Origin of the sequence: Aeribacillus sp. FSL K6-1121, assembly GCF_038003725.1 — a bacterium.
GTDB lineage: Bacteria > Bacillota > Bacilli > Bacillales > Aeribacillaceae > Aeribacillus > Aeribacillus composti.
Genome location: NZ_JBBOPS010000001.1, coordinates 323,587 through 348,844, shown reverse-complemented (window position 1 = coordinate 348,844; position 25,258 = coordinate 323,587). Strand labels below are relative to the sequence as shown.

The window sequence follows — 25,258 nt, the reverse complement described above, 5'->3', positions numbered from 1 at the left end:
CAAAAACTCCTCTATCAAACTTTAAAACTTAATCGTTGTGTTCACCTATTTTCAAGCCCAAAACGAATTTCTTTAAAGGATAGATTAACACACAAGCTAATACAAAATTCAGAGCAAGTGTCGGTAGCAGGCGATCAATTGTAAACAATTGCAGAGGAACAGCTGTCATCCCGATTAGTAAATAAATACCGTATGTGAAAAATTCAAGCAATGCAACGGAAAGCTCAGTTAAAAAAATTAAAACAAAAATATTGGGATTGAGCACCCGCAAAGCTTGCATCACTAAATATGCCAAGGTCGGAAATGCGAAAGCATATATGCCGATAACTTGCGTGTAAACAACATCGAACAATAAACCGAAAACAATTCCATAAATGACGGCAATTTTCCGAGAGCCGTACGCCGCCAAGATGACAATCATCAATAGTAAAAGATGGGGAACTGCCACTTGATGATCTGAAAGAAAAGGGATCGGAACAAGATCAACGATGATGCTTTCCAATACGAAAATAAACATAACCATTACGGGGAGGAAAAATGTTCTCAAGAGTCTTCCTCCTCTTCCAATTGATTGATATCAACTGTTGGAAGAACCCGCTCGATGATCATGACACGATCTATATCATAAAAGTCAGCTGATGGGGTTATATAAGCTATCTTTGTTAATCCGTACGAATCAAGTTCGACTTTTTTTACTTTTCCGATCACTAAACCTTCAGGAAACACTCCGCCAAGGCCAGAAGTCGCTACAATTTGATTTTCTTTTATTTGGGCATTTGATTCAATGATGTTCATTTCAAGAGCATTTTCCTGCTCACTGTAGCCGACAATGAGGCCGAATACCTTTCCGTTATTCGTATGAACCATTGCTGAAATCCGGTTTTTTCTGTCGGAAGCACTTAAAAGCTGAACGGTGGACGTAAATTCAGAAGTATTTTTCACTTTCCCGATCAATCCTTTTGCCGTTATAACCGCCATGTCTTTTTTGATTCCGTGCTGTTCGCCTTTATCAATTTTGATATAATCATGCCAACGATCAGGATTTCTTGCGATGACTGTCCCTTGGATCGACTTATATTTTCTTATATCGTTATCAGCAGATAATTTTAATTCTTCTTTTAATTGTCTGTTTTCCTGTTCTAATTCCTGCAGCTTTTCCTCCAATTGAATATAATTATTCAGTTGTTTGCGAAGCAGCTCGTTTTCTTCGTATGTATTTTTTAAATGATTCAAATTCTCAAAGAAGCCCGCAATATATTGTGCGGGCTGATGAAATACCTTCTGGACTAGTCCAACCGAATCTTGAATAAACTTCTCCTGCCACGAAAGATTGCGGTCTTCCTTTAGGGAAAAACCAATCAATGCCACCAAAATAATGATCCCGACAAGGAGCACAATTAATCGTTTATTTAGAAAAAATTGTGGCATGATTTACACCTCTAACTTATCTGTGGTCTTTTGCACGATTTTTGAATAGGTGGATATGTTCAAGAGCTTTTCCTGTTCCGACCGCTACACAATCAAGAGGATTTTCCGCAATGATTACAGGCATTTTTGTTTCGTCGCTTATAACTTTGTCTAAATTGCGAAGAAGGGCGCCCCCACCCGTTAAAACAATTCCTCGATCCATAATATCCGCCGCAAGTTCAGGCGGAGTTTTTTCCAAAGTAATTTTTACAGCATCTACGATCGCATAGACAGTATCGCGTAATGCCTCTGAAATTTCTGTCGCAGTAATTTCAATCGTTTTCGGAAGGCCTGTTAACAAATCTCTTCCGCGAATTTCCATGTTTTCAACACCTTCCGGAGCGCTTGCAGAACCGATTTCAAGCTTCACCGCTTCCGCTGTCCGATCACCAATCATTAAGTTGTAGGTTTTACGGATATAGTTAATGATGGCTTCATCCATTTCATCACCGGCAACACGGATAGATTGGCTTGTCACAATTCCGCCGAGAGAAATGATGGCAACTTCCGTTGTTCCCCCGCCGATGTCTACAACCATGCTTCCGGTCGGTTCCCAAACTGGAAGGTTGGCTCCAATAGCAGCCGCAAATGGCTCTTCGATCGTATACGCATCTCTAGCGCCTGCTTGTCTCGTTGCATCAATGACCGCACGTTCTTCAACCGCAGTTATTCCCGAAGGAACACAAACCATCACATAAGGTTTTCGCGAAAAAATACCTGCATTTTTTGTTGCCTGTTTTATGTAGTATTTCATCATCGTAGCAGTCGTTTCATAATCAGCAATCACTCCGTCTTTCATTGGTCGAAGTGCTACAACATTTCCAGGCGTACGCCCGATCATATTTTTTGCATCATTACCAACTGCAACAATTTGCTTTGTATCAGTTTGCAAAGCAACAACAGATGGTTCACGCACTACAATACCTTTTCCCTTCACAAACACTAACGTATTGGCTGTCCCTAAATCTATTCCAAGGTCTCTCGTACCAATTCCAAACATAGCTGTTGTATCTCCCTTTCTTCCAAAATAAATACGTTTTTATATTCATGTAAATGTCTAATCATTATTGAAAAAACCCATAAATTATATTATAACGTAATTTTTCAAAAAAAAAAGTGCTATCAATACCCTGCGTAAAATAAAAATTTGCGAGGTATTTTTCATGAAACTTGATGAAAAGCTGATCATTGTGTTGGACGCCTCAAAAATTTTTACTAAAAAATTTTCCTAGTGGAGAATAGAGGATGAAAAATAGATGTCACAGCATATACCGCCCGTATGAAAACCTTGATTTAATTTATCCATTGAGAATAATAACTTAAAAATATTACAAGTCCATACAAAAAATATTATTTTATGTTTACAAATCCCCCCTTTGCACTCTTTATTAGCGACGGTTTAGAATGTCATAAAAAATAATGGTTTTTTCAGTTGATTGTGTTTCAATTCAAATGACTCCAATAAAGTATTACATAACAATTCTGCCGAAGTTTCAAGTTCATCTATTATTGAAAATCACTAAAATATGAGCTTTTTCTCCAACTTTGGCTCTTCTTATGTCGCAAACCCTTTGTAATGCGGACATCATTTGGAGCCCGCGAGGCCGTGCAAATGTTTTTTGAAATTCCTTTTATCATGCACTTATGCGTTGTAATAACGTCACTGCCCCGCTTCAAGCAGCTTTTTATCGTACTTTGCGAGACTGGTCAGTATGTTATATACCGTTGTGCTGTCTCCCATCTGTCCCCCTGCAAATTCAGCAAGACGGTGGTTGTTCGCATTACGTGTCTAGAAGCGCAAAAATCTGTCCGAAAAAGCGCTAGCAGTTCAGAATCCAAAGCTATTAACTGTAATACGTGTTAGGATTGATTTTAAATGAAGGCATACTTTTTCACCCATTTATAACTCGGGAAAATAAGTTTTTTAACCATATAAAGTGTGTAAAAATAACTCCTTTTTCGCAATGACAAAATTTTGGGTGAAATGTAATGATTATACATATAAGTGGTTTTCATAAAACTTTGTTGCTGGAACTGAGGTAGAATGACTAGAGTAAAATGAATTGTTATTTTTCAATAATAAGTTAGCTGGTCTGATGCAGTTGCCAAAAAAAGAACATCAATACAAATTCAAGTGCACAATCACATAGGCAGCAGTGCGACGAGGATCTTAACTTCAGAAGTCTGTAATCTTAAATGAAAACATGCTTCCTTACAATTCATTATAAAAGACAGGAGCATCATATGAGTAATATAAAATAGAACCTTATATATGAAAGTTTTCCAATAAAGTAAAGGGATGCTATTGATTATATATCAAGCCATTCTCCATCAGCAATAGATATTCAAAGATAAAAATTCATAAAACTGCGAATGTCATTTTTAAGCTTAAAAAATTGGAAGTCATTTATCAATAATTTCATAGATCTAATCTTCACACATCATAAAAAGAGGTGCACTTCATATCCAGTGCACCCCAACAATTGACATAGAACCTTTTAAAAAAACGTTATAAATATCCCTTTTCTTTTAAACTGACGTATTTACGCTCTCCGATTATGATATGATCTAAAAGTTCAATCCCGATCAACTTTCCGCATTCGGACAAGCGCCTCGTGACTTCGATATCCTCTTTGCTTGGGGAGGGATCTCCTGATGGATGATTATGGATACAAATAAAAGATGCAGCTGAACATTTCAATGCCTCCTTGAAGACTTCTCTTGGGTGAACAATTGATGTATTTAAACTGCCAATGAAAATCGTTTGCTTATGCAGCACTTGGTTTTTTGTGTTTAAATATAAACCTACGAAATGCTCTTGTTTTAAAAAGCGCATTTCTTCCATGACATAATTGGAGGCATCTTGCGGAGAACGAATGACATACCGATCTTCGTATGCGAGCTGATGAATTCTTTTTCCCAACTCTAATGCTGCTATAATTTGCACCGCTTTTGCTTTTCCAATGCCGGGTATGCCCATAATTTCCTGAACTGACGCCTCTTTTAACATTCTAAGACCGCCGAATGTTTTTAAAAGCTTATTCGCCAGTTCAAGCACTGATTCTCCCTTTGTCCCTGTTCTCAATAAAATTGCCAGCAGTTCATGGTTGGAAAGGCCTTTTGGTCCGTTGTGTATCAATCGTTCCCTCGGTCTTTCTTCTTCTGGAAAATCTCGAATAGCGAGCATATCTTTCCCCCTTGTTTGTTACCAGTGAAATCCAAAATTTTTTAATTCTCTGTACAGTCTTGAAACAGGAAGACCGACAACTGTAAAATAATCGCCATCAATTTTTTTCACTAGCAATGAGCCGAAATGTTGAATTCCATAAGCACCCGCCTTGTCCATCGGTTCGTTTGTCTCAATGTATTCCAGGATTTCATCGTCTGAAAGCGGCCAAAAAGTAACTTTTGTTGATTCAGAAAATGTTGTATGCTTTTCACCATGAATAATCGAAACTGCTGTTAAAACAGTATGTGTTTTCCCAGAAAGTGATTTTAACATGTAATAGGCGTCACGGCGGTCTTTCGGTTTTCCTAGTATTCGATTTTCGAGGATCACCGCCGTATCTGCTCCGATGACATATGCATCTTTATACCTTTCGGCTACATGAAAGGCTTTTTGAAAGGCAAGTTTTTGAATGGCTTTTTCGGGTTCAGCTTCTTCGTCCAGCCTCTCTTCCAAATTGCTTTCAATCACAGCAAATGGTATTCCTAACAGCTTGAGGAGTTCTTTTCTTCGCGGAGAGCTTGATGCAAGTATGAGGCGTTCCATTTTTATTTCATCCTTTCAACCAATACTATCCGTATGTTATCAAAAAAGGCTTTTGCAAACAATTTTTCAAAAAAGAATTATCTAATCGCCATTAATAAAAACATTTATTCAATTTACAGAAAAAACTACATTATCTAAGGAAAACTGCTTGTGAAAATAAAAAAAGAAAACGAATGCTCGAGCAAACGCTTTCCCGTTATCAAGAAAGTTTTTCAAAAAAATCTAGCAGCGACTGCTGCAGGCTCCATAGCTGTTCATTTGCCGATTTTTCTGTTTGCAGTTTTTTTACTGCTGCCAAAATTGAATCGTCTTTTATTTGACCAGCCTCATTTAATAATGACTCTACTTTCTCTTGTTCCGGGGCGGTTCCATTCACAAAAGACGAAGACAGCTTCAGCATCTCCTCAACGACCGTTTTTGTTTTTTCGTTTTCCACCTTTCCTTCCCATTTCATCTTTTTCACAAACGTTTCAATTTGATGTGATTCAGCCATGTTTTTCAACTCTTCTGCTGTCTTTTTATCCAACGCTGCCCCAACGAATACGTAATGATCGCCGCCTTGTGAAACGATAACAGAAGGCAATCCTTTAGCCTTTATCTGCCCGCTGACGGTTTCCGCCCCTTCTTTTTTTGTAAATTTTCCGGCTTGTACCATATAAACTTCAAAAACGATGTTTTCCGCACCGCTTGGCGCTGAAGCATTGCTAACGTTCTGTCTGTGAGGAGACTTTGACACATCCTTCAATTCAGATGATACAGGCATTGAATCGTTTGAAATAAATTGCAGGGCTAAAACCCCAAAACTCAGTCCAAGAATAACAGCAAATATGATCGATATCACATAATTTTTTATTTTAGGAGGCAGCGTTCTGCTATGGTTCTTTGAGAAGGCTATTTTCGGGTTTTCTTTCTTATCCTCCTCATCATCCGGCAAAATCCAAGGAAAAGATGTCTCCTCTTCGTTCTTATCCTCTGATGCTGCCATTTCTTTTTCAGCCTTCACCTTTTCCTCCCAGCTGGATACTTTTAATTGTTTGCCAGTTTCACTTGGTTCAGCAGAAACATCCGTATCGTTGGAAAAATTGTTTTCCTGACCGTTGATTTTAATGGTTATTTTCGATGATGGCTTGTCCAAAATGATCACCGCCCTTTTTATGCTGGACAAACTTTTTTTTTATGCTAACATATGTAAAATAAAAAAGAACGAGACATTTGTCGCCTCGTTCATAATTGTTGTCGTTATTTTTCGACATCCTCGTACTCATGAGCTATGTTTTATATGTTTTCTCACTTCACCGATAAAATAAAGGGAACCTGTAATAATGAGAACCGTTTCGTCATCCATTGTGTTGATAATCTTTTCATAGGCAAGCTCCCAATTGTCTTCATACTCTTTATCCTTCATGTCGCAAGCCTCGTATAATTCTTTCGCATCAGCTGCTTTCGGGAAATGAAAGGTTGTAAAAATGATTCGATTTGCTATTTGTGCAGCCTGCTCGATCATTTCTTTATATTGCTTGTCCTTCACACAAGAAAATAACATGATGATTTTCTTATCAGGGTAAAACTTTTGTACAGTTTCTTTCAACGCTGCCATTCCTTCCGGATTATGTGCTCCGTCCAAAATGACTCTCGGTTTTTCCTTTACTTCTTCAAACCGCCCTTTCCAAAAAGTGCGCTTCAGTCCTTCCTGTATATGCTCCTCCTCAATGATAAACGAATAATAAACTCTTAAATAATCAAGCGTCATGACACTCAGTGCAGCATTGATCGCTTGATGGTTTCCTTTCATCTGTAATGAAAGGCTGTTATATCGTTTAAAGGGGGTTTGTACAAAAAATTCATCAAAATCTCCTGCGTGAAAATCCCTAGTAAGCCAATAATGCTTTGCTTTTTTTTCTTTTGCAACACGCTCAATGACATCAAGGGCTTCCTTTTGTTCCACAGCTGTAATGACAGGAACTCCGTTTTTAATAATGCCTGCCTTTTGCTCTGCAATCTCTTCTATCGTTGAGCCAAGGATGTTTAAATGATCATGTCCAATCATTGTAATCACTGAAAGAATAGGATTCGCAATATTCGTAGAATCCCATTTTCCCCCGAGTCCTGTTTCTAATAAAACAACATCCGGCACGTTGATTTTACCAAAATAATAAAACATCATCGCAGTAATGACTTCAAACTCTGTCGGTGCTCCAAGCTCCGTTTTCTCAAGCTCGTCAACAACCGGTTTGATCACATTGGATAGCTGCAATATTTCCTCTTCAGAAATGGGATTGCCATCTATCGTAATTCGTTCATTGAATGATTCCAAATAAGGCGAGATGAAAGCACCTACTTTATATTCAGCGGCTTTTAACACCTCTTGCATAAAAGCAATCGTTGATCCTTTCCCGTTTGTTCCGGCTACATGAATGAAGCGGCATCTTCTTTCCGGATGATCAAGCTTTTCCATCATCCATTCCATTCGCTGGAGACCAGGCTTTATTCCAAAGGTTAGGCGGGAATGTATCCACTTGAGTGCTTCTTCATATGTTTGAAACATATAAATTCCCCTCCTTGAACTCTCGAACATTTTCAATGAATTTGAATGGCCGGATGTATCATAAACGTTTTGATGGAAGAAAATCCGGGGCATACCCGGATTTGTTTTAGCCTTTCAGCTCCTGAAGTCGTTTTAACACCGCCTGCTGTTTTTCTAAATAGTCCTTTTCTTTTGCCCTCTCTTCTTCTACGACTTCTTTCGGTGCTTTTTTAATAAATCCTTCATTGGCAAGCTTTTTCTGAACGCGCTCGACTTCTTTATTCCATTTCTCTAATTCTTTTTCAAGCCGTTTGATTTCTTCTTCCACATTAATGAGTCCTTCAAGAGGAAGAAATACTTCTGCCCCGCTCACAACAGCTGTCATAGCCTTGTCAGGAGCTTCAATGTTTGTATCAATTGTTAATGAGCTAGGATTGCAAAATCTCTCTAAATAGCTGCGGTTTTTCTCCAACTGGTTTTTAACTTCTTCACTATGAGCATGAATGATCATATTCACCTGCTTCTTCATCGGCGTGTTCACTTCAGCGCGAATATTACGGACTGAGCGAATCACATCAACTAAAAGCTTCATTTCGTTTGCAGCTTTTTCATCAGAAAGCTCCTGACGTACAACCGGCCATGATGCAATTGTAATCGATTCTCCCTGATGAGGAAGGTGCTGCCAAATTTCTTCTGTTATAAACGGCATAAAAGGATGAAGGAGTCGCAATGTTTGATCTAACACATATGCCAAAATGGAACGAGTTGTCTTTTTCGCTTCCTCATCATTTCCGTACAGCGGAATTTTTGCCATTTCAATATACCAGTCGCAAAAATCATCCCAAATAAAATTGTACAGCACCCGACCGGCTTCGCCAAATTCATATTTTTCCGCAAGTCTTGTGACAAGCTCAATCGTTTCATTTAACCGTGTGAGAATCCATTTATCTACCACTGATTTTTTTCCGTTTAAATCAATTTCTTCATATGTTAAACCGTTCAAATTCATCAGTACAAAGCGGGAGGCGTTCCATATTTTATTGGCAAAATTCCACACGGCTTCTACTTTTTCAAAGCTGAATCTTAAATCCTGCCCTGGGCTTGAGCCGGTAGCTAAAAAGTAGCGCAAAGAGTCCGCACCGTATTTGTCAATAACATCCATCGGATCGACGCCATTGCCTAATGATTTGCTCATTTTTCTTCCTTCTGAATCGCGTACAAGTCCATGAATCAAAACATCTTTAAACGGTCTTTTCCCAGTAAACTCCAATCCTTGGAAAATCATCCGTGAAACCCAAAAGAAAATAATGTCATACCCGGTAACAAGGACATCTGTCGGATAATAGCGTTTATAATCTTTTGCCTCTTTATCAGGCCAGCCCATTGTTGAAAACGGCCATAAAGCAGAGCTGAACCATGTATCTAACACATCTGGATCCTGCTCCCAATTTTCAATATCTTTAGGCGGCTCATGATCAACATAAACTTCGCCTGTTTCCTTATGATACCAAGCTGGAATGCGATGTCCCCACCATAACTGACGGGAAATACACCAGTCGCGAATGTTTTCCAGCCAATGCAAATACGTTTTTTCAAATCGTTCAGGAATAAAATGAACTTTCCCTTCTGTTTTCTGAAGGTTCAAAGCAGCTTCGGCCAAAGGCTTCATTTTCACAAACCATTGAGTTGATAAATACGGCTCGATAACTGCTCCGCTTCGTTCACTATGGCCTACGGAATGGATATGCTCTTCAATTTTAAATAAAATTCCTTCCTCCTGCAGGTCTTTCACCAACTGCTTCCGGCATTCAAAGCGATCCATTCCTTCATATTTTCCCGCTTTTTCATTCATTGTCCCGTCTTCATTCATGACTAATATTCTTTCTAAATTGTGGCGGTTTCCGATTTCAAAGTCGTTCGGATCGTGTGCAGGAGTTATTTTTACTGCTCCTGAACCGAATTCCATATCGACATATTCATCTGCGACGATCGGAATTTCCCGTCCTGTTATTGGCAGCTTCACTGTTTTTCCGATTAAATGCTTATACCTATCATCATCAGGATGAACTGCCACTGCTGTATCCCCAAGCATCGTTTCCGGGCGAGTGGTCGCGACTTCAATATATCCGGATCCATCAGCCAGCGGATATTTTAAATGATAAAGTGCCCCTTTCACTTCTTTATAAATGACTTCGATATCGGAAAGGGCTGTTTTTGTCACCGGATCCCAGTTAATAATGTACTCTCCTCGGTAAATAAGACCTTTTTTATAAAGCGATACAAAAACCTCTCTTACAGCTTTTGAAAGACCTTCATCAAGGGTGAACCTCTCTCTTGTGTAGTCAAGACCTAGGCCTAATTTTGCCCATTGTTTGCGAATATGGTCTGCATATTCTTCCTTCCATTTCCATGTTTCTTCTACAAATTTTTCCCGCCCGAGATCATACCGACTTTTCCCTTCTTCGCGCAGTTTTGCTTCCACCTTGGCTTGTGTGGCGATTCCCGCATGATCCATCCCTGGCAGCCACAAAACATCGTACCCTTGCATTCGCTTCATTCGGGTAATAATATCTTGAAGAGTTGTATCCCATGCATGTCCAAGGTGAAGCTTACCGGTGACGTTTGGCGGAGGAATAACGATCGTGAAAGGAGTTTTCCCCTCATCATCTTTTGCTTCAAAAAATTTTCCCTCGAGCCAAAATGCATACCGATCCTCTTCAACCGTTTTCGGATCGTATTTTGGGGAAAGAGTGATTTGTGAATTCGACATATTTATGAAAACCTCCTTATTTTCATTCTAAAATATAAAAACTCCTTCCATCCTAAAAGGACGAAAGGAGATGTTTTCGCGGTACCACCTTTTTTCACAGATACGTCTGTGCACTTCTTTCAGGTAACGGCTAATGCCGGCTCCCTTTACTAAAAGCTTTCAAGGAAGCTGCTCCAGGGCGACTTTCCAACGGGATCTCCTAGGAAATCTTCCAGCTTGCGATTTCCCTCTCTGGAAGGAGTCGTTCGTTGTACTACTCCCCTTCAACACATTTTCACAAACTATATAAATTTCTATATTTAATAGTACTAAAAAATTGTTTTTTTCGTCAATATTTTCCCCATCTTCCTTAACCTTTAAACAAAAATCACAAAATGTTCTTTATTTCATAATATAAATTAACAAAGTTGAAGGTGATCAACATGAGAAAAAAAATAAAACCATACTATATTCAATCGTTTATTAAACAATTCCGATCTACTCTTGAACAGTTCATCGTTCCTTTAATGATTTTTCAGGGAATTCGAACAATCCTTTTACCAACTATGTTTGATATTATTTTATTAGCCATTTTACTATTTCTAGCAGCCGCGTTGTATATGGAACGGGGTTAAAGCTGACAGATCCCCCATTCATTCTGATGCCAATGAATCGTTTTCTAGTTTTTCATTCCATTTTAAAGCAATGTACCCGGTATTTTTCATTTGCCAGTATGCTCTTAACAGCTGTTTGCAATATTCTAATTCTCCCTTTTCGCTTTTCTTTTTTTGATATTGCCGGACAAGCTTTAATAATTTGGCTGGATAAGATAAATAGCTTACCAACAGCAATCTCTCAGTTTTTGTTAAAGGAAGCACTTTTTCGTAATCTGATATATATTGCACATTTTGATCACTAACGGTTGGTTCCGCTTCGGAGAGGTTCATAAACATTAAGAAAAGGTCATAAATTGGAGTAGCAAATGCTGCATCTTCCATATTAATAAAATAAATTTTCCCTTTTGGATCTAACAGAAAATGAGATAAGGAGACATTTACTTTGTTCAGTGCAATTCGCATGTGAGGGGATTGCTTTATTTCGTTATACCACTCATCAAGCTTCGCTTCAGCAAATAAGATGGCTTGCCTCGTTTCAAAATAATAACTGAAGACCGCCAATTCAAAAGGCGACATATACCATTTTTTTTCGATTTGTTCCATAAATGCTTCCAGCAGGTTGAAATTTCTCTTCCACTTGTTCTGAATCTGTTGATACACTTTTTCGAGCTGAACTTCAGGTATGTTGATTTCCTGTTTTGTTTTTTTATGGAGTTTCGCTAAGTGGTAAAAAAGGATTGAGGCATTTTTTTCATCAACGATTGAACCTTCCATCCAAGGCATTAAATAAAACGATTGCGTTGAGTCATTAACAAACACATTTCCGTTCGTTGTCCTATAAATCGGCACGATTCCTAAATATGGAAAGTCGTGAAAAATTGAATATAATTTTAGAATGTTTCTTTGCTTTTTAATCGTTGTTCGTTTTAAAGCATATGTTCTTTTTTCACAATGAATTTTCAAGACATTTTTTGTTTTTTTCTCTAAATAAATCGGTTTGATTGGATAATGCTGCAAAATCCTCATGGCCGTTTTCAGATCATCGCTCATCTTCCCACTCGCCTTTAAAGAAAATAAAGAAAAGCTTGAGCTGGTTTGATCCCTCTCAAGCCGCTTGCAAAAATTACGTTTGTTGTGTTTCAAGAACCGGGATATATAAAATGTCTCCTTCACTAATCTCTTTATCATGGTGAAATTGATTTACTCGATTGAGCTGCTGGAGCGTAATGTTGTAGCGTTCGCAAATATTTTCGAGCGAGTCTCCCTGCTGGACAATGTACATTCTTAATTTAGAAAATTCTTCTTCTTCATTTTTCGTAAACAATTTTGTTAAATATAAGGTGTTATCATTTTTCCTTACAGATTCTTTTTCTTCATCGTCTTTTTCGACATAATTGGAAATTTTATTGATCACTGGCTTTTCTTCTTCAATGCGGCCTTTCTCTTCCAAACTGACTTGATTTTTCTTCGCTTCAACAGTGAATGTATCGTAATCCGTTTCCGTTTCTTCTTCTCTCTTTAATGGCATCATAAAAACAATGTCTGCCGTCTCTTCATTGTCATCCTTTTGAACAGCATCACGATCATGTTCGATTTGCTCATTTTGATCGCGTTCGGCTGTATCGAATTCGAAATATTCATTAAGACTTTTCTGTTCATTGTCTTTTTCAATATTTTCCGCTTTGTTGATTGGTTCATCGTTGAAACGATTTTCTTTGATCGTTGATTCGGTTTCATCTTCTTCCCTTTCATCAGACTGTCGAACGGATGAGATTTCCGCTTCAGCATCTATGATCTCGTCCACTTCATTTGCAGCAGTTTCTTCCGCCTGCTCTTCTCGAATTCCGTAAATGGATAGATCAGCTATAAGCTTTAAACCATTTGCTTCCGGAAAATCATAATCAAATGATTCAATCGCCACAAACACCTCTTCTAAATTGGCAATTCTTTTTTTCGGTATTGTAATATCGACCGGAAGCTCGTGTCTAAATTCCATTACACCGTCATTTCTCGCTTCTACATTTTGTATATAACGGGCGATGGAGGAGGTTTGAAGAAGTTTATCATTCTGTTGCTCCTCTCCATCGAATTTGTATTCTCCGGAAAGCTCTAGAGCACCTTTTATCGTTACATATCCATCATGTTCTTCAATTGAGATGTCAGGTTCCAGTGAAATGGACAATAGTTCAGAAGGTTGAAAATGATGGCGAAACAAGACCGATTCCTCTACCGAAAATCGTAAAACGGACGTTTCTTCAATGGACATGCGGACTTCCTCCTTTCTCCAATCAATCTAATTTATCGTGCCATTAAAGATGTATGAAGGAGGATGACAAAATATGCACGGGAAACAAAAATAAAAGGACCAGCTTCAATCAGAAGCTAGTCCTTTTAGCTCGTTATCTCAAAACCGAAAAAGCTTTTTCACATGCTTCTATTGTTTTTTCAATATCTTCATCCGAATGCTCTGTTGACAGAAACATTCCTTCAAATTGGGAAGGAGGCAAGTAAATGCCTTCATCCGCCATAACACGATAATACTTTGCAAAAAAATCAAGGTTTGATGTTTTTGCTTTTTCGTAATTGACAACATCTTCATTTGTAAAGAAAAATCCGATCATTGATCCCGCTCTATTAATTGTATGAGGGATTTCATATTTTTGAGCAGCTTTGCGCAATCCTTCCTCTAATTTATCCGCTTTTCTTTTAAATTCTTTATATGTGTCTGGTGTAAGCTGAATGAGTGTTTCATATCCGGCTGTCATCGCAAGCGGATTTCCTGAAAGTGTCCCCGCTTGATAAATAGGACCGACAGGAGCGATTTTTTCCATGATGTCCGCCCGTCCGCCATAGGCGCCGACTGGAAGTCCTCCTCCAATGACTTTTCCTAAACATGTCAAATCCGGAGTCACTCCAAAGTATCCTTGGGCGCAATGATAGTCAACGCGAAAACCGGTCATCACTTCGTCAAAAATCAGAAGCGATTCGTATTGTTTGGTGATCTCGCGCAAGCCTTCTAAAAAGCCTTCTTTAGGCGGTACAACACCCATATTTCCGGCTACTGGCTCGACGATCACGGCAGCTATGTCTTCGCCAAATTTTTCAAAAGCAAAGCGGACGCTCTCTAAATCATTATATGGAACAGTAATCGTATGCTGGGCAATTCCTTCCGGCACCCCTGGACTATCCGGAAGCCCTAATGTGGCCACTCCTGATCCAGCCTTAATGAGCAGCGAATCTCCATGGCCATGATAACATCCTTCAAATTTTAAAATTTTATTTCTTCCCGTATATCCGCGGGCAAGGCGCAATGCGCTCATTGTCGCTTCCGTACCAGAGTTCACCATCCGCACAATTTCAACGGAAGGAACCCTCTCCACAACAAGCTCCGCCAGCTTATTTTCAATCAAGGTCGGCGCCCCAAAGCTCGTTCCTTGCTCCGCTATTTTCTTTAATGCTTCAACAACTCTGTCATTGGCATGTCCTAAAATTAACGGTCCCCATGAAAGAACATAATCAATATATTCGTTGCCATCAATGTCATACACTTTAGAACCTTTTCCGCGCTCAATAAAGATCGGATTCATTTGAACGGATTTAAACGCGCGCACAGGGCTGTTGACCCCGCCGGGCATCAATGTCTTCGCTTTTTCAAATGCTTTTTTCGAACGTTCATATTTCATGAAATGAGCCCCCTTTTCAATAATCAGACTGTTCATCTAACCAACGGGCAACATCTTTTGCATGGTACGTAATCATTAAATCCGCGCCGGCTCTTTTCATGCTTGTAAGCATTTCAAGGACAGTGCCTTTTTCATCAATCCATCCATTTTCAGCTGCCGCTTTAATCATTGAGTACTCGCCGCTTACATTATAAGCAACGACAGGAAGGTTAAAATGATTTTTAACATCACGGACAATGTCTAAATAAGAAAGCGCCGGTTTCACAATTAAAAAATCGCATCCTTGTTCAACATCTGCTTCTGCTTCCCTTAATGCCTCCAGCCTGTTAGCCGGATCCATCTGGTACGTCTTCCGATCACCGAATTTCGGCGTGCTTTCAGCTGCTTCCCGGAACGGTCCGTAAAAAGCACTGGCATATTTGACCGCATATGACATAATTGGAATATGAACAAATCCTTCTTCATCAAGCGCTTCCCGAATGGCTGCGACAAATCCATCCATCATATTGGATGGAGCAATTATATCCGCCCCGGCTTTTGCCTGGCTGACAGCTGTTTTGGCTAATAATTTTAACGAAGCATCATTTACAATTTGCCCGTTTTCCACAACTCCGCAATGACCGTGATCAGTATATTCGCATAGACAAGTATCTGCGATAACGACAAGATCAGAATGCTGCTGTTTAATTTGAGCGATAGCCCGCTGCACGATGCCATGATCATGGTATGCTCCTGAACCGACTTCATCCTTTTCATGAGGAATGCCGAATAAAATAACTGATTTAATTCCCAGCTTGACAACTTCTTCAATTTCTTCATTTAACAGGTCCAATGAAACTTGAAAAACTCCCGGCATCGATTGCACTGGATTTTTTTGATTTTCTCCTTCGACAACAAAAATCGGATATATTAAATCTTCTTTATGAAGGCGGGTTTCCCTGACCATAGCCCGCAGATTAGCTGTATGCCGCAATCGTCTGTGCCGTGCAAAATTCAGCATGATCTATTCCTCCCTTTTTTCTGCGTATGTACACATTTTTTCCAGCATTCCATCAATTGTATATTTTTCCGGCATAATGCAAGTACACTTTATTTTATAAGACAACAATTTATCTCTTGTTATCGGTCCGATGCAAACAAACACAATATCCCGAACCCTGTTTTCCAGCCCGTTTCTTTTGACAATTTGCATAAATGCAGAAGCTGTGGAAGAACTCGTCAGCGTAATAAAATCAATCGTTTTATTTTCAAGCAAATGCAACACTTCTTTTTCATTTTCCAACAATTGTATTGTTTCATAAACAACAAAATCAAAGAAAAAAATCTTTTTTTCTGTTAATACTTCACGTAAATAAGTGCGTGCCAAATTCCCGCGGGCAATTACTATTTTGCTGTCTTGCCGAACATGATCGATTAATTCTTCCGCTAAGCTTTCGGCACGAAACTCTTCAGGACATAAAGATACCTTCCATCCTATTTTCTCCGCAGCTTTTTTTGTCTTTATACCGACACAAGCAACGTTGACGTTTTTCAGATCTTCTAATTCCAATGACAAGTCTTTTACATGTTCGGAAAAATATTGAACGCCGTTTGCACTAGTAAAAACAATCCAGTCTTTAGATGTTAACTGTTTTAAAACGGGGAGGGCATTGAAATCCGTTTCTGTTTTCCTCGTTGCAATTAACGGAACTTCTATAGGACAGCCTCCCGCCGCTTGAATTTTCTTTGAGAATTCGGCAGCCTGGCTGTTCGCTCTCGTCACTAACACATTAAAACCATTCAATGGTTTTTCAGCACTCATTCATGGTTTAGCTCCTTTCTCACTTGTTCGACCAGCTCTTTGGCGCCTTGAGACGATAGAAGTGCTGCCATATCCTTTCCAAGTAAATTCGGATCTTTTCCAGTTTTCGTCTCTTTATATACCGTTTTTCCATTCGGAGATGCAACAAGTGCTGTCAACACAATTTCTTCATTTTCATCAACTTGAGCTAAACCGGCAATAGGCACTTGACAGCTTCCTTCCATATCATGCAAAAAAGCCCGCTCTGTCAAAACGGCTTTCTCCGTCCGTTCGTCATTTAGTTTTCTTAAAGCTGCAAGCAGTTCATGATCATCTTCTCGGCATTCTATCGCCAAAGCTCCCTGACCGACTGCAGGAACGCACATATCAGGCGGTAAAAAGTACGCTTTTTCCAATTCGTCTTTCCAGCCCATTCGTTTAAGACCTGCTGCTGCTAAAATGATTGCATCATAATCGTTGCCTTCCCGCAGCTTCTTTAGACGCGTATCAATATTTCCGCGAATCCAACGGACGGTTACATCGGGGCGGACGGCTAAAATTTGGGCGCTCCTTCTTAAGCTGCTCGTTCCAACAACAGCGCCAGCTTTCAAATCTCTTAAAGTTTGGCAATCCTTCGAAATCAAAACATCGCGGTAATCTTCTCGTTTAGGAATGCAGCCGATCGTCAAGCCATTCGGCAAGACAGACGGCACATCCTTCATGCTGTGCACGGCCATATCAATATCACCGTTTAGCATAGCCTGCTCAATTTCTTTTACAAAAAGGCCTTTCCCGCCTACTTTTGAAAGAGTGACATCAACTATTTTATCACCTTTTGTGACAATTTCTTTTATTTCGAATTCAAATGGGGCTCCAAGCTCTTTTAATCTCTCGATCACCCAATTTGTTTGGGCGATTGCTAACCGACTTCGCCTTGACCCGACAATAATTTTTCGCATAAACATCCTCCTGAGCACATGCATTAATGGAAATTCGATAAGCTTCCAAATAAAAAGAAATTAACTAACAGCACTAAAAATGAGGCAACGTTTAAAAAGGCAATTCTTTTCCATTGCCACTCTTTTACTACTCTGGCATACAAATAAAAACTGTATATGCCTAAAACAGAAAATGAGCCGATCACTTTTGCATCATACCAGTTCAAATTTGGCACCTTTAAATAAGCCCATATTATTCCTAAAATGAGAGCTAATAGCAATATAGGTACACCGATCATATTTAAAACATATGTCATATAATCCAGTTTTGCCAAATCTTGAATGCGATGAAGCCTTTTCCCCCATTTTTTCTTTTTTAATAAGTTGTGCTGTATCAAATAAAGAATGGAAAAAACAAATGAAAGCGAAAACGCTCCGTATGATAGTATCGCCATCGTGATATGGATCAATAACAGTTCTGAAATTAACCTGCTGGATACTTCAGTCGATACTGCCTCTGAAGGAGCAAACGTCCGGATGGCCATAATGATAAAACCAATGACATTCGTAAAGAAGACAATAAAATCGACTCGAAGCAGCCGATTGATCACAAGAGAAAGAGTGACCAATACCCATGCATAAAAATAAAGACCTTCCGCTATGTTTAAAACCGGAAATCTGCCCGTTTGCGCCATTTGCGAAAATAAAAAAAAGGATTGTAAAACCCAGACAATAGAAAGTAACCAGAAGGCTATTTTGTTTGCCTTCCGGTTATGATGCAAAAAATCTATAAAATATAAGAAAACGCTCAATGCATATAAAACAATCATCAATTCGTTTAATCTAATGATATTCCAATCAAACATATAGTAGTTTTTCCTTTCACTTACATTTCAAGTGAAACATTTTTTGAATGCGTTTTTAATTGAACGGAAGGAGTTTGTTCTATTAATTCTTCATCTAAATCTAAATTAAAAATCTCTTTAAATAAATCCAAAGATTGTTCGCCATTTGGAAGAGCAGCCAGCTCTTTCACTTTTAATATCGGATCTCTCAACATTTGATTGACAATGCTTTTCGTATGTTTATTTAATATTTTTCTTTCGCGTTCTGTCAAATTCGGCAGCTTCCGTTCAATACTTTTCATTGTTTCCGATTGGATAAGAAGAGCTTTTTCCCTCAATGCAGCAATAACCGGAACAACCCCTAATGTATTCAGCCATTTCGAAAACTCCAAGACCTCTCGCTCGATCATGATTTCAATTTGTTCAGCCGCTTCTTTTCTTTCCTGCAAATTCGCTTCGACAATTCCTTCCAAATCATCGATGTCATATAAAAAAATGCTGTCTATTTCACTCAATGCAGGATCTAAATCGCGTGGAACCGCAATATCCACCATCAGAAACGGGCGGCCTTTTCTTAACTTTTCAACATCTAACATCATGTCTTTCGAAATCACAAAACTCTTTGCACCTGTTGAACTAATTAAAATATCTGCCTCAATAAGCGCACACTGAAGCTCAGACATCATTTTTGCTTGTCCGGAAAAACGCTTCGCCAATTCATTCGCCTTTTCAAATGTGCGGTTCATAACCGTAATTTGTTTGACTCCGCTGCCATGTAAATTTTGTACGGCAAGCTCTCCCATTTTTCCTGCGCCTAAAATAAGCACATGCTTGCTGGATAGGTCGCCGAAAATTTTTTTTGCCAATTCTACGGCAGCATAGCTGACGGAAACAGCATTTGAACCGATTTCCGTTTCCGAATGGGCTTCTTTAGCCAATGTTACTGCCTGTTTAAACAGTTGATTAAAAATCGTTCCGATCGTGTTATGTTCTTGAGCTAATAAAAAGCTTGAACGGACTTGTCCTAAAATTTGCGTTTCGCCTAAAATCATAGAATCCAGGCCGCATGCCACCCGAAACAAGTGCTGGACAGCCTGTTCATTTTCAAAGTATTTTAGATACGAATCGAACTCCTCAATGTCCATATTGAACCATTCAGCTAAAAATGCTTTTATATAATAACGCCCTGTATGAAGCTGATCAACAACTGCATAGATTTCTGTCCGGTTGCAGGTGGAAACGATCACGTTTTCCAAAATGCTTTTTTCATTCTTCAACCGTTTCATTGCAGAAGCTAAATCATTGCTGCTAAAACTCAACCTTTCGCGAATTTCAACAGGGGCTGTTTTATAATTTAACCCAACAGCTAAAATATGCATCTCCGACCCCCCAAAAGCAAATACATACTGACTTTATTATAACAAAATATCGACAAAAAAATGTGAACAGTATATGAAACTGTATGATATGATGATAAAGTAAGAAACAGATATAAATTATATTAATTATTACATTAAAAATATTATCAAAAAAGAGAGCCGGAATCAAGTCATCAAAACAGAGGTGATCGTTAAGTGCGTTGGACGTTTGTTGCTATGATTATGCTGGAGATCGGGCTTTATTTCTTGTTGAAAAATTTCGATCTCTTTTTCAATATGAACATGAACACTTTGCCTTTCTTTTTTATCATGTTTGGCATCGCCTTTATGGTTCAGGCAAAAGCGGAAAAGGATGACCAAGCAATCGTTCCTGCCGTTCTGCTGCTTGGCCTTGGCATCCATTTTTTATGGGGAAAATCATTCCCGTTCTGGCCTGATGATTTAACCGCAATGATCTGGATCATTGCCCTTGCTTTCATTATTCGGTCTGCTCAAGCAAAAAGCGGATTTGCACAAGGATTTATCCTTCTTTTGATCGGAAGTTTCCTTTACTATTTTCCTTCCGCTTTGACATCTTTTATTCAAAAGAGCGTTTCCAATTGGCAAGCCTTTTGGCCGATTCTTTTTGTTATTGCAGGTTTGTATTTATTGTTTTTCAGAAAAAAATAAAAGGAAACAGCTCGAAGCGGTTAAGCTTCTCGAGCTTTTCCTTCTGTATCCAGCCTAAAGCAATTTCATTTTATGATAGGAATGGATAAATGGCTGACCATGCATCCTCTTTTCCGTAACCAGTTTCTGCTGAAAAAAGAATAAGCGGATCATTTTTTTCCATTTTTAGCGTTTCCTTCACTACTTTTAAGTGTTTTTGCCATTTTCCTTTAGGAATTTTATCCGCCTTTGTGGCGACAATTACAGCAGGAATTCCATGATATTTTAAAAATTCGTACATCATGACATCATCAGATGTAGGTGCATGGCGGATGTCTATGATAAGAATACATGCTTTAAGCTGTTCTCTTTTGAGCAAATACGCTTCGATCATTTTCCCCCATTTTTCCCGCTCCCTTTTCGACACTTTGGCAAATCCATATCCGGGAACATCAACGAAATAAAATTGATCGTTAATTAAATAAAAGTTTAACGTTTGCGTTTTCCCAGGCTTTGAAGAGGTTCTCGCCAAATTTTTTCTATTGATCATTTTATTAATAAACGAAGATTTCCCGACGTTAGACCTTCCTGCCAGAGCGATTTCTGGAATATCGGTTGATGGATATTGATCAGATTTAACCGCACTTATGACAATTTCTGCTTTTGTTACCTTCATTCTTTTTCTCCTGCCAATGCATGTTTTAATACTTCATCCATATGTGAGACAAGAACAAAAGTCAATTCTTTTCTCACGCTTTCTGGTATATCATCTAAATCCTTTTCATTTTCCTTCGGCAAAATAATTTTCTTTAAACCGGCACGATGGGCGCTTAATGTTTTTTCTTTTAAACCGCCTATCGGCAGAACGCGACCTCTTAAAGTAATTTCACCTGTCATTCCGACTTCTTTTCGAACCGGTCTTCCAGTTAATGCTGAAATAAGCGCCGTTGCCATCGTAATGCCTGCAGACGGTCCATCTTTTGGAACAGCTCCTTCAGGCACATGAATATGGATATCATATTGTTCGTGGAAATCTGGATCTATCTTTAGTTCTTTTGTTCTAGATCGAATATAGCTGAAAGCGGCTTGAGCCGATTCCTTCATGACATCTCCGAGCTTTCCGGTTAAAATCAGCTTGCCTTTACCCGGAGAGATGGACACTTCAATGGACAGCGTATCGCCGCCGACCGTCGTATATGCGAGACCGGTCGCCACACCGATTTGATCCTGCAATTCTGCCTGACCGTATCGAAACAATTTTTTGCCCAAAAAGTCTTCAAGAGTTTTAGCGGTTACAACAATTCTTTTTCTTTCACCTGTTACAATCGTTTTCGCTGCTTTTCGGCATATTGCTGCGATTTGGCGTTCTAACCCTCTTACCCCTGCTTCGCGCGTATAATAACGAATTATATTTAAAATTGCTTCTTCTCTTATTTGCAAGTGACCTTTTTTCAGTCCATGCTCTTTTAATTGTTTTGGAAGAAGATGATCTTTGGCGATATGAACTTTTTCTAATTCGGTATAACCGGCAATTGTGATAATTTCCATTCTGTCGCGCAGCGGACCTGGAATAGTTGCTAAATTATTGGCTGTCGCAATAAACATGACTTTTGATAAATCATATGGCTCTTCAATATAATGATCGCTGAAATTATGGTTTTGCTCCGGATCCAGCACTTCAAGAAGAGCAGCTGAAGGATCACCGCGAAAATCGCTGGACATTTTATCAATTTCATCCAGCAAAAATACCGGATTAATCGTTCCCGCTTTTTTCATCCCTTGAATGATCCGACCCGGCATCGCACCGACATATGTTCTTCTATGGCCTCTTATTTCCGATTCATCCCGAACGCCGCCAAGAGAAATTCGAACGAACTTTCTATTTAATGATTTTGCAACAGAACGGGCAAGAGATGTTTTCCCAACGCCAGGCGGTCCCACTAAACATAAAATAGGGCCTTTAAGCGAATTTGTTAATTTTTGCACTGCTAAATATTCAAGCACCCGTTCCTTTACTTTATCTAGTCCGTAATGCTCTTCATTTAAGATCACTTCCGCCAGCTTTATATCCAGTCTGTCCTCTGTTGCCTTGTTCCACGGCAAGGAAATAAGCCAGTCTAAGTAATTGCGGATCACCGCACTTTCAGCGGATGTTGAAGGGATTTTTTCATATCGGTTGAGCTCTTTCATAGCCGTTTTATAAACATGTTCCGGCATTCCCGATTTTTCGATTTTTTCAGTCAAATCTTCTATTTCGCCCGTTTTCCCTTCCTTTTCTCCGAGCTCTTTTTGAATGGCCTTCATTTGTTCGCGCAAATAATATTCTTTTTGCGTCCGTTCCATTGATTGACGGACCCGCTGGCCTATTTTCTTTTCAAGCTGCAAGACTTCCTTCTCATTATGGAGCATTTGAATAATTTTATTTAATCTTTCTTTCACATCAAATGTTTCTAATATTTCTTGCTTATCTTTCAGCTTGATCGGCAAGTGGGAAGCAATAATATCGGCCAATCTTCCCGGTTCATCTATATCCAAAACGGTTGCAAACGTCTCACTTGAAATTTTTTTAGACATTTTTATGTATTGCTCAAAATATTCAAGCGCAGTTCGCATCAAAGCTTCTTCTTCAACATCTTTTTGAAGCGGTTCTTCATAAGTATCAACTTGTACAGAAATATATGGTTCCTTGCTTTCAAAACTTTTGATTTCGCCTCTTTTTTGTCCCTCGACAAGCACTCGAATGGTGCCGTTCGGCAGTTTGAGCATTTGCTTAATTTTCGTCAGCGTTCCAATATGGTATAAATCATCCTCTTTTGGATCATCTATTGAAACTTCCTTTTGTGTTGTTAAAAATATCATATGATCATCCATCATCGCCTTCTCAAGCGCCTGTACAGATTTATCGCGTCCTACATCTAAATGTAGCACCATCGATGGATAAACTAACAAACCTCGAAGCGGTAGGAGGGGGACGATTCTATTCTCTTTTTTCGCCATATTTTTACACCTCCATCATGTGAAAAATAGATTATACAGCGTCCTTGTTCAATTCTATCCTATTCTTTCTGCACTGTCTATTTTCAAACTTATCTTTATTGAAAGGAATAAATAACTGCCTCAATAAAAATAAAGGTTCAGTGCCACGGCCTGAACCCTGTTAGGCATTTGGAATAAAGACGCTGCTTTAAACCGATTTTTTCTCTATGATTGTCTCTGGATAAATTTGCTCCGTTGGAGGATTGATGAGCGCACAATCTAACACTTCCTGAAAGCTTCGAACAGGAATAATTTCAATGTCTTCAATCGTTTTTAAAATTGACTGCATATTCTCCTCTGGTATGATCACTTTTTTTGCACCTGCCATCTTGGCAGCTTTTATTTTTGGAATAATTCCGCCAATCGGTTTTACATTCCCATGAATGCTGATCTCTCCAGTCATCGCTACGGTATTATCAACAGGAATTTTGTGGATGGCAGAAAAAATGCCGGTTGCCATCGCTATTCCTGCACTCGGTCCATCAACAGGTACCCCGCCGGGAAAGTTTACATGAATATCATAATCATGGGCATTAACTCCCATTGATCGTAACACTGTTATGACATTTTCAACGGAGCCTTTGGCCATGCTTTTTCTTTTGATGGATTTTCCGCGGTCGCCAATGTTTTCTTCTTCTACAATACCTGTAATGTTGATCGTTCCTTTTTCTTTTGCCGGAATAACCGTCACTTCCACCTCTAATAAAGAGCCGCTGTTTGGTCCGTAAACAGCAAGACCGTTCACCAGTCCAACTTTAGGTTCATTTCCAATTTTCTTTTCATATTTTGGTGTAAGCTGGCTGGAATGGACAATCCATTCAATATCTTCGACTTTCACTTCATTTCGGTCCTCGGTGATGGCAATTCCAGCAGCAATTTGCATCATATTGGCAATTTCTCTTCCATTGCGGGCATAAGAAGTTAAAATGGATATTCCTTTTTCTGAAATTTTTACATTTACTTTTTCAGCCGCTTTCCGAGCAACGACCGCGAGTTCATCGGCCGTTAAATCTCTAAAAAATACTTCAAGGCAGCGCGAGCGAATGGCGGGCGGTATTTCAGATGGTGTTCTTGTAGTTGCCCCGATCAAGCGAAAATCAGCCGGGAGACCGTTTTGGAAAATATCATGAATATGACTTGGAATTTGAGAATTTTCTTCACTATAATAGGCGCTTTCTAAAAAAACTTTTCGGTCTTCAAGTACTTTTAACAGTTTATTCATTTGAATGGGATGGAGTTCGCCAATTTCATCAATAAACAACACGCCGCCGTGTGCATGAGTCACTGCTCCTTGTTTCGGCTGTGGAATTCCGGCTTGTCCCATTGCCCCAGCACCTTGATAAATGGGATCATGAACAGAACCTATTAAAGGATCAGCTATTCCCCGTTCATCAAATCTCGCTGTTGTTGCATCCAATTCAACAAAAACAGCATTATGTTGAAAAGGAGACTTTTTATTTCTTTTCGCTTCTTCAAGAACGAGCCTTGCAGCAGCCGTTTTTCCTACACCAGGAGGTCCGTAAATAATAACATGCTGGGGATTCGGCCCGCATAAAGCCGCTTTTAATGCTTTGATGCCATCCTCCTGTCCGACGATGTCAGAAAAGCTTTTTGGACGAATTCGTTCTGAAAGCGGCTTTGATAATTGGATAGCTCTCATTTTTCTCAATTGTTCCATTTCTTTTTTCGACTCGCGGTCAATGGAAATTTTTTGCGTCCGCTGATTCCGCAATAAATTCCAAAAATAAAGACCGACAATGACTCCGAAAATTAATTGTATGAAAAGGGCAATCCCTGTCCAGTTCATCCTGAGTTTCCTC

At 39.2% G+C, this 25,258-nt stretch carries 21 protein-coding genes and 1 other annotated feature; of the genes, 2 read left to right on the top strand and 19 right to left on the bottom strand.

Features of this window, described 5'->3' with window-relative positions; all coding sequences use genetic code 11:
• Window positions 1-28 precede the first annotated feature (28 nt).
• From mreD to NSQ61_RS01675, 8 genes are all read right to left on the bottom strand, one after another.
• A complete protein-coding gene (gene mreD, locus NSQ61_RS01710; RefSeq protein WP_063387944.1) occupies window positions 29-547 on the bottom strand; it encodes a rod shape-determining protein MreD in 519 nt (172 codons plus the stop codon).
• Window positions 544-1,428 (bottom strand): rod shape-determining protein MreC, encoded by an 885-nt coding sequence (gene mreC, locus NSQ61_RS01705; protein WP_311066364.1) that lies wholly within the window; start codon window positions 1,426-1,428, stop codon window positions 544-546. Before mreC ends, mreD begins: the two co-directional genes overlap by 4 nt.
• 16 nt (window positions 1,429-1,444) lie before the next feature.
• Window positions 1,445-2,467 (bottom strand): rod shape-determining protein, encoded by a 1,023-nt coding sequence (locus NSQ61_RS01700; RefSeq protein ID WP_340734025.1) that lies wholly within the window; start codon window positions 2,465-2,467, stop codon window positions 1,445-1,447.
• 1,509 nt (window positions 2,468-3,976) lie between these two features.
• Window positions 3,977-4,654, bottom strand: a complete 678-nt coding sequence (radC, locus tag NSQ61_RS01695; protein WP_130156096.1) for a RadC family protein — start codon at window positions 4,652-4,654, stop codon at window positions 3,977-3,979.
• Between the two features lie 18 nt (window positions 4,655-4,672).
• Window positions 4,673-5,239, bottom strand: coding sequence for a Maf family protein (locus tag NSQ61_RS01690; RefSeq protein ID WP_094246292.1), 567 nt, complete (start codon window positions 5,237-5,239; stop codon window positions 4,673-4,675).
• Between the two features lie 199 nt (window positions 5,240-5,438).
• A complete protein-coding gene (locus tag NSQ61_RS01685) occupies window positions 5,439-6,374 on the bottom strand; it encodes an SPOR domain-containing protein (RefSeq protein WP_340734092.1) in 936 nt (311 codons plus the stop codon).
• Between the two features lie 126 nt (window positions 6,375-6,500).
• Window positions 6,501-7,784, bottom strand: a complete 1,284-nt coding sequence (locus tag NSQ61_RS01680; protein WP_340734093.1) for a bifunctional folylpolyglutamate synthase/dihydrofolate synthase — start codon at window positions 7,782-7,784, stop codon at window positions 6,501-6,503.
• Window positions 7,785-7,890: 106 nt separating this feature from the next.
• Window positions 7,891-10,533 carry a valine--tRNA ligase gene (locus tag NSQ61_RS01675; protein ID WP_340805765.1) on the bottom strand — a complete coding sequence of 881 codons (2,643 nt, stop codon included), beginning with the start codon at window positions 10,531-10,533 and terminating at the stop codon, window positions 7,891-7,893.
• A 53-nt stretch (window positions 10,534-10,586) separates the two neighbouring features.
• Window positions 10,587-10,809: a binding site (T-box leader), on the bottom strand.
• A gap of 146 nt (window positions 10,810-10,955) precedes the next feature.
• Here NSQ61_RS01675 and NSQ61_RS01670 point away from each other — a divergent pair.
• Entirely contained in the window at window positions 10,956-11,147 is a 192-nt protein-coding gene (locus NSQ61_RS01670; RefSeq protein WP_327847811.1) for a hypothetical protein, read from the top strand.
• Window positions 11,148-11,165: 18 nt separating this feature from the next.
• Here NSQ61_RS01670 and ysxE read toward each other — a convergent pair whose 3' ends face one another.
• The 8 genes from ysxE to hemA all read right to left on the bottom strand — a co-directional run bounded on the left by ysxE (window position 11,166) and on the right by hemA (window position 19,754).
• Window positions 11,166-12,179, bottom strand: coding sequence for a spore coat protein YsxE (ysxE, locus tag NSQ61_RS01665; RefSeq protein WP_340734095.1), 1,014 nt, complete (start codon window positions 12,177-12,179; stop codon window positions 11,166-11,168).
• 73 nt (window positions 12,180-12,252) lie between these two features.
• Window positions 12,253-13,395: a stage VI sporulation protein D gene (gene spoVID / locus NSQ61_RS01660; protein ID WP_327847813.1), complete on the bottom strand. Its 1,143-nt coding sequence runs from the start codon at window positions 13,393-13,395 to the stop codon at window positions 12,253-12,255.
• Between the two features lie 133 nt (window positions 13,396-13,528).
• Window positions 13,529-14,812, bottom strand: a complete 1,284-nt coding sequence (gene hemL / locus NSQ61_RS01655) for a glutamate-1-semialdehyde 2,1-aminomutase (protein WP_063387472.1) — start codon at window positions 14,810-14,812, stop codon at window positions 13,529-13,531.
• Between the two features lie 16 nt (window positions 14,813-14,828).
• Complete coding sequence (hemB, locus tag NSQ61_RS01650) at window positions 14,829-15,812, bottom strand: porphobilinogen synthase (protein ID WP_144597681.1); 984 nt, start codon at window positions 15,810-15,812, stop codon at window positions 14,829-14,831.
• Window positions 15,813-15,815: 3 nt separating this feature from the next.
• On the bottom strand, window positions 15,816-16,613 hold the full coding sequence (locus NSQ61_RS01645; protein ID WP_094246299.1) for a uroporphyrinogen-III synthase: 798 nt from the start codon (window positions 16,611-16,613) through the stop codon (window positions 15,816-15,818).
• The gene (gene hemC / locus NSQ61_RS01640) at window positions 16,610-17,551 is read right to left on the bottom strand and encodes a hydroxymethylbilane synthase (RefSeq protein WP_063387469.1); all 942 of its coding nucleotides are present in this window, start codon (window positions 17,549-17,551) and stop codon (window positions 16,610-16,612) included. Before hemC ends, NSQ61_RS01645 begins: the two co-directional genes overlap by 4 nt.
• 23 nt (window positions 17,552-17,574) lie before the next feature.
• Window positions 17,575-18,396, bottom strand: coding sequence for a cytochrome C assembly family protein (locus NSQ61_RS01635; RefSeq protein WP_339193181.1), 822 nt, complete (start codon window positions 18,394-18,396; stop codon window positions 17,575-17,577).
• A gap of 20 nt (window positions 18,397-18,416) precedes the next feature.
• Entirely contained in the window at window positions 18,417-19,754 is a 1,338-nt protein-coding gene (gene hemA / locus NSQ61_RS01630; protein ID WP_339193182.1) for a glutamyl-tRNA reductase, read from the bottom strand.
• A gap of 195 nt (window positions 19,755-19,949) precedes the next feature.
• Here hemA and NSQ61_RS01625 point away from each other — a divergent pair, with 195 nt between their 5' ends.
• Window positions 19,950-20,423, top strand: coding sequence for a hypothetical protein (locus NSQ61_RS01625; RefSeq protein WP_063387466.1), 474 nt, complete (start codon window positions 19,950-19,952; stop codon window positions 20,421-20,423).
• Between the two features lie 70 nt (window positions 20,424-20,493).
• Here the strand turns inward: NSQ61_RS01625 and yihA are convergent, their stop codons facing one another.
• The 3 genes from yihA to lonB all read right to left on the bottom strand — a co-directional run bounded on the left by yihA (window position 20,494) and on the right by lonB (window position 25,245).
• On the bottom strand, window positions 20,494-21,078 hold the full coding sequence (gene yihA, locus NSQ61_RS01620; protein ID WP_340805764.1) for a ribosome biogenesis GTP-binding protein YihA/YsxC: 585 nt from the start codon (window positions 21,076-21,078) through the stop codon (window positions 20,494-20,496).
• The gene (lon, locus tag NSQ61_RS01615; protein WP_340805763.1) at window positions 21,075-23,399 is read right to left on the bottom strand and encodes an endopeptidase La; all 2,325 of its coding nucleotides are present in this window, start codon (window positions 23,397-23,399) and stop codon (window positions 21,075-21,077) included. Before lon ends, yihA begins: the two co-directional genes overlap by 4 nt.
• A 187-nt stretch (window positions 23,400-23,586) precedes the next feature.
• Window positions 23,587-25,245, bottom strand: a complete 1,659-nt coding sequence (gene lonB, locus NSQ61_RS01610) for an ATP-dependent protease LonB (RefSeq protein WP_063387463.1) — start codon at window positions 25,243-25,245, stop codon at window positions 23,587-23,589.
• Window positions 25,246-25,258 lie beyond the last annotated feature (13 nt).

Excerpts from the sequence above, each read along its gene's own strand:
- NSQ61_RS01675 (WP_340805765.1), bottom strand. The coding sequence starts at position 10,533 with ATGTCGAATTCACAAATCACTCTTTCCCCAAAATACGATCCGAAAACG.
- lonB (WP_063387463.1), bottom strand. The coding sequence starts at position 25,245 with ATGAACTGGACAGGGATTGCCCTTTTCATACAATTAATTTTCGGAGTC.
- yihA (WP_340805764.1), bottom strand. The coding sequence starts at position 21,078 with ATGAAGGTAACAAAAGCAGAAATTGTCATAAGTGCGGTTAAATCTGAT.
- ysxE (WP_340734095.1), bottom strand. The coding sequence starts at position 12,179 with ATGAGCGATGATCTGAAAACGGCCATGAGGATTTTGCAGCATTATCCA.
- hemA (WP_339193182.1), bottom strand. The coding sequence starts at position 19,754 with ATGCATATTTTAGCTGTTGGGTTAAATTATAAAACAGCCCCTGTTGAA.
- hemB (WP_144597681.1), bottom strand. The coding sequence starts at position 15,812 with ATGCTGAATTTTGCACGGCACAGACGATTGCGGCATACAGCTAATCTG.
- mreC (WP_311066364.1), bottom strand. The coding sequence starts at position 1,428 with ATGCCACAATTTTTTCTAAATAAACGATTAATTGTGCTCCTTGTCGGG.
- NSQ61_RS01645 (WP_094246299.1), bottom strand. The coding sequence starts at position 16,613 with ATGAGTGCTGAAAAACCATTGAATGGTTTTAATGTGTTAGTGACGAGA.
- NSQ61_RS01690 (WP_094246292.1), bottom strand. The coding sequence starts at position 5,239 with ATGGAACGCCTCATACTTGCATCAAGCTCTCCGCGAAGAAAAGAACTC.
- hemC (WP_063387469.1), bottom strand. The coding sequence starts at position 17,551 with ATGCGAAAAATTATTGTCGGGTCAAGGCGAAGTCGGTTAGCAATCGCC.
- NSQ61_RS01680 (WP_340734093.1), bottom strand. The coding sequence starts at position 7,784 with ATGTTTCAAACATATGAAGAAGCACTCAAGTGGATACATTCCCGCCTA.
- radC (WP_130156096.1), bottom strand. The coding sequence starts at position 4,654 with ATGCTCGCTATTCGAGATTTTCCAGAAGAAGAAAGACCGAGGGAACGA.
- lon (WP_340805763.1), bottom strand. The coding sequence starts at position 23,399 with ATGGCGAAAAAAGAGAATAGAATCGTCCCCCTCCTACCGCTTCGAGGT.
- spoVID (WP_327847813.1), bottom strand. The coding sequence starts at position 13,395 with ATGTCCATTGAAGAAACGTCCGTTTTACGATTTTCGGTAGAGGAATCG.
- hemL (WP_063387472.1), bottom strand. The coding sequence starts at position 14,812 with ATGAAATATGAACGTTCGAAAAAAGCATTTGAAAAAGCGAAGACATTG.
- NSQ61_RS01700 (WP_340734025.1), bottom strand. The coding sequence starts at position 2,467 with ATGTTTGGAATTGGTACGAGAGACCTTGGAATAGATTTAGGGACAGCC.
- NSQ61_RS01635 (WP_339193181.1), bottom strand. The coding sequence starts at position 18,396 with ATGTTTGATTGGAATATCATTAGATTAAACGAATTGATGATTGTTTTA.
- NSQ61_RS01670 (WP_327847811.1), top strand. The coding sequence starts at position 10,956 with ATGAGAAAAAAAATAAAACCATACTATATTCAATCGTTTATTAAACAA.